The following is a 4,302-nucleotide window of genomic DNA, read 5'->3' as shown; positions in this document are numbered from 1 at the left end:
GAGAATCAGGTGTCTTGAGCGAAGAACGGTCTAGCATGGGGCTCCGGTTGACGGTCTGGGTCGTCACGCCGCGTGATTCCGCAAGCGTCGTGCCGATCCATCCCGCAACTGAGCGCCCGCGGAAGGCCGCGGCTTGGGGGTCCCTATGAGCGCTACAAAGAACCTTCGTGAGCAGCTGGCGGCACTCCTCAGTTGGTCCGATGCGCACGTCAGCTTCGATGACGCCGTCGTGGACCTCCCGGTGGCGGCGCGCGGGCAAGTGCCCTCGGGCCTTCCTTACTCTGCTTGGCAGCTGGTGGAGCATCTTCGCCTGACGCAGGCTGACATCCTGGAGTTCTGCGTCAGCCCGCGATACGAGGAGAAGCATTGGCCTCACGACTACTGGCCAGCGTCACCGGTGCCGCCGACGGCCAGAGCATGGGCCGCGAGTATCGCCGGCTTCAGGAAGGAGCGCCGCGCGCTCCAGCGACTGGTCACCGATCCACGCCGCGACCTGCTCGCGAAGGTGCCTGCAGGAACCGGACAGACCCTCCTCCGGGAGGTCATCCTTGCGGCCGATCATGCCGCCTACCACGTGGGACAGATCGTCGCCGTGCGCCGTCTTTTGGGGCACTGGACCGCGGCCTAAAGCGTTGAAGCAGACGGGCGTCGCAGATCGCCTTACCCGCGAAAGAGCAGGATCGGCGTCGCGGATCTGGGATATTCCGTTGAGGCCCACGCAGAGGTGGATCGAGAGCCGCGGAAACCCCTCGGGCTTCCCGTCCGGCCCCAAGGGTGTGTGGACCTCGTCCGGCCAGACGTAAGCCTCGAGTTACCGCTCCAAATCGTTCCAGTTGAGGCGGCGCTCCGCCGGAGCGGCGACCGCGGGGCAGTCGGCGCAGTTAATTCCCTCGGCCGCGAGAGCCTTGTAAAAGCGAGGGACCAACAGGCGAGGAACTCCGATCGGCCTACGAGCGCCCGGAAGGCGCTATGCAGGGCGGGCCGCCTTGTAGCGTTCGCGATCCGCGAAGACGTCGATCGCCCGGAAGTGGGAGAGGAACTTCGCGCCGTGCACGGTCCCCGCGGGGATGTGGTAGCTGTCGCCGGGGCCGTAGCGCCGCGTCTCGCCCCCGATCGTCAGCTCCATCTCGCCCTCGACCACGATGCCCCACTGCTCGCCATGGCTGTGCGGCGGGACCGTGCCGATGGGATCGATGTCGAGGAAGACCACCTGGTGGTCGGCCGCCTGGGAGATCCACCCTCGCACGCCGCGGAGGCCGATGTCGGCCTGGGGAAGCCGTGTGATCATCTCCGGGTACTCGATTGCGGCCATCGCGAACCTCCTCTTGGCCCAGGATTGTCCGCCCGCGAGGACCGCGTTGCAAGCGGCCGCCGACCGAAATCGGAAGTTGAGCTGGACGTGCAGCGCCCACTTCCTCTCGTCCTTCGGGAGCTTCGTGGGATCGCTCACGACGAAGCCGCACTTGTCGTACGTCGTCCCCTCGAGGCCGAGCAGCACGGCCGTGGTCACGCCCTTCTGGAACGGCAGCCACTGGGCGCGCCGGGCGACCAGCGGCGGGAGAGGGTTTCCAAGGGGCGAATCGAGTCCACATCGGGGGTACCACCCGGGGGCGACTCGCCGTATCGTTACGGCCGAGCATTCGGTGGGGCGATGCGCGAGCCTCTGCGGGATAACGGGGACGAAGTCTTCCACAAGGACAAGAGGTCGCCATGAATGCACGGAAGCCGCTCAGGCACTTTCTCGTGGCCGCGATTCCGCTGGGTGCGATCCTCCTCGCACTCGGGATCGCCGTGAGCTGGACACCGATGGCGAAGGCGCACACGGGGCCTGGCGATGGAAACGCCCCTCCGAACTGGCTGGATGGCCTGTCCCTGGTTTTGCACGACGAAAGGGACCCGGCGGCGATTCGGCGGCTGGTGAAGGACTGCGGCGGGAAGATCGCCATCGAGGGCCCCGGCCTCTTGTTGGCGTGGCTGCCCGACGCGGCCGAGACGGACTTGAAGGCGATGCCCGGCGTGCTGGGAATCCACACGGCCCCGATCGATGCGAGCGCGCTGGCGGGGCTGAGCGACCGGGCGAGGCCGTTCGTCTCGTTTTTCAACGCGGCGGCGAGCGGGCGACTGGCGGAGGAAGCGGCCGCCGAGGCCACCCTGGCCGAAACCGCCTTGCCGCTCGTCGGCGACGCGCTCGACGCCCCCGTCGCGAGGGATCCGGCGACCGGCAAGGCGATCGCCGGAAACAGCGACGCGATGTTGGGGACGGTGGCCGTGGCGCTGTTCTTCGTGGAGAGCAACGGCGCGATCGACCCCAATACCTACACCTGGAGCGCGACGGACGAGCAGAACACGGTGAACAGGGCGCTGTCGGGGTTGGCTTGGTGGTCCTCGCACGCTGCTTCCCGAGGTTTGTCCGTGACCTTCGTGCCGGTCATCTACCCCTCGACGAACGCGGCCAGCCAGCAGGGGTACGAGCCGATCCTCCACAACAGCGGGAGTGACGGCTTGTGGATCGCGGCGATCCTGAACGGGCTCGGATTCGCGGGGGACAAGTTCGCCAGCGCGAGCGCATTCAACGGCTGGCTCCGCGGGAGCCAAGGAACGGACTGGGCCTACTCTGTCTTCATCGGGTACAATCCCGTTCCCGCGCCCACCACGTTCACCGATGGTTACTTCGCCTATTCCTACCTGGGCGGCCCGTTGGTCCAGATGCTGTTCCGCAACGACGGCTGGGGGGCGCCGAACTTCGGTCGCGTTCTGACGCACGAGTCCGGCCACATCTTCTGGGCATGCGACGAGTACTACGAAGCCGGGTACGGCGGGTGCACGTCGTGCGGGATCTGTGCGTCCTGGGGGCCGCGTCCCGGCGTCCTCAACGGGAACTGCGATTTCTGCAACACGGCGGCGGTCGCGTGCATGATGCGGGGGAACTCGGACGCGCTCTGCTGCTTCACGCCACCGCAGATCGGCTGGACGGACGAGGTCGACACGGACGGCGACGGTTGGTGGGACAATTGCGACAATTGCCCGTTGGTTTGGGACCGGACCCAGGCCGACGCCGACGGCGACGGGATCGGCGACGTGTGCGATCCGTGCCCGTCCGACCCCTTGAACGACGCGGACGGCGACGGGTTCTGCGGTAACGTGGACAACTGTCCTCTGGTGTTCAACCCGACCCAGGCCGACGCCGACGGCGACGGCCGTGGCGACGTCTGCGACAACTGTCCGACCGTCCCGAACTCCAATCAGTCCGACTACGACGGCGACGGTTTCGGCGACGTCTGCGACAACTGCCTGATTGTGTCGAACCCGACCCAGGCCGACGCGGATGGCGACGGCCGTGGCGACGTCTGCGACAACTGTCCGACCCTCCCGAATCCCAATCAGGCCGACACCGATGGCGACGGCATCGGCGACGTCTGCGACATCTGTCCGGGGGCAGCCGATCCGATGCAGTCGGACGCCGATCACGACGGGATCGGCGACGCGTGCGACCCCTGCACCGACCTCGACGGCGACGGCTTCGGCAATCCGGGATTCCCGGCGAACACCTGCGCGCTCGACAATTGTCCGGCCGTGGCGAACCCCGGCCAGGCCGACGGCGACGTCGAGGGACAATGGGCGGTGTCCGCGACGGCGAGCAGCGAGTACTCGTCCCCGGATTACGGCGCCGTGCAGGCGACGGGGAGCCGGGACGTGACGCACTGCGCGGACGACCCGGGGGCGTGGGCGCCCTCCACGGACTCGATCGACCCGGAATGGCTCGAGGTGCGCTACGCGATGCCGGTCCACGCGACCGGAATCACGGTGTACGAGACCTACATCTTCGGGTCCGTCTTCCAAATGGATCTGATCGACACCGACGGGATCTACCACACGGTCTGGAGCGGGGGGGACGCGTCGTCGTGCGGGATCCCCTCCCGGGCGAGCTGGGGGAGCACGACGTACCTCGTCGTGGGGGCGAGGATCCACACCGCGATCGACGGGTACGAGCAGATCGACGCAGTCGAGCTCCGCGGCGAGACGCTCGCGAGCTCCCCCCGTCCCGACGGGGTGGGCGACGCCTGCGACAACTGTCCGACGGTCTACAACCCGGACCAGGCCGACGCGGACGGCGACGGCGTCGGCGACGCCTGCCTCGCAGGTGATCGGAATCACGATGGCCAAATCACCGTGAACGAGATCGTCGAGGCGGTGAACGCCGCGTTGAACGGGTGTGTCTGATCAGCCCGCCGGCACGATGCGCAAGACCCGGTCGTCATCTGGCGCGGGCTGGCCACGTCCGTCGCGATTGCTCGTAGTCAG

The 4,302-nt window shown here is 67.6% G+C and carries 3 protein-coding genes; 2 read left to right on the top strand and 1 reads right to left on the bottom strand.

Going from position 1 to position 4,302, the window contains the following annotated elements:
• Nucleotides 1-145: 145 nt before the first annotated feature.
• Nucleotides 146-628, top strand: coding sequence for a DinB family protein (locus LAO51_20060; GenBank protein ID MBZ5641041.1), 483 nt, complete (start codon nt 146-148; stop codon nt 626-628).
• A 339-nt stretch (nt 629-967) separates the two neighbouring features.
• Here the strand turns inward: LAO51_20060 and LAO51_20055 are convergent, their stop codons facing one another.
• Nucleotides 968-1,312, bottom strand: coding sequence for a cupin domain-containing protein (locus tag LAO51_20055; GenBank protein ID MBZ5641040.1), 345 nt, complete (start codon nt 1,310-1,312; stop codon nt 968-970).
• Between the two features lie 1,601 nt (nt 1,313-2,913).
• Between LAO51_20055 and LAO51_20050 the strand changes: the two genes are divergently transcribed.
• Entirely contained in the window at nt 2,914-4,221 is a 1,308-nt protein-coding gene (locus LAO51_20050) for a thrombospondin type 3 repeat-containing protein (GenBank protein ID MBZ5641039.1), read from the top strand.
• The last annotated feature ends 81 nt before the right edge of the window (nt 4,222-4,302 follow it).

It is taken from the genome of Terriglobia bacterium (genome assembly GCA_020073205.1).
In the GTDB taxonomy this organism is placed as follows: domain Bacteria; phylum Acidobacteriota; class Polarisedimenticolia; order Polarisedimenticolales; family JAIQFR01; genus JAIQFR01.
This window is presented reverse-complemented; position numbering and strand designations above follow the sequence as displayed.

What these genes read in the sequence shown, in the direction of transcription:
- LAO51_20060 (MBZ5641041.1), top strand. Translation starts at nt 146, where the DNA reads ATGAGCGCTACAAAGAACCTTCGTGAGCAGCTGGCGGCACTCCTCAGT.
- LAO51_20055 (MBZ5641040.1), bottom strand. Translation starts at nt 1,312, where the DNA reads ATGGCCGCAATCGAGTACCCGGAGATGATCACACGGCTTCCCCAGGCC.
- LAO51_20050 (MBZ5641039.1), top strand. Translation starts at nt 2,914, where the DNA reads ATGATGCGGGGGAACTCGGACGCGCTCTGCTGCTTCACGCCACCGCAG.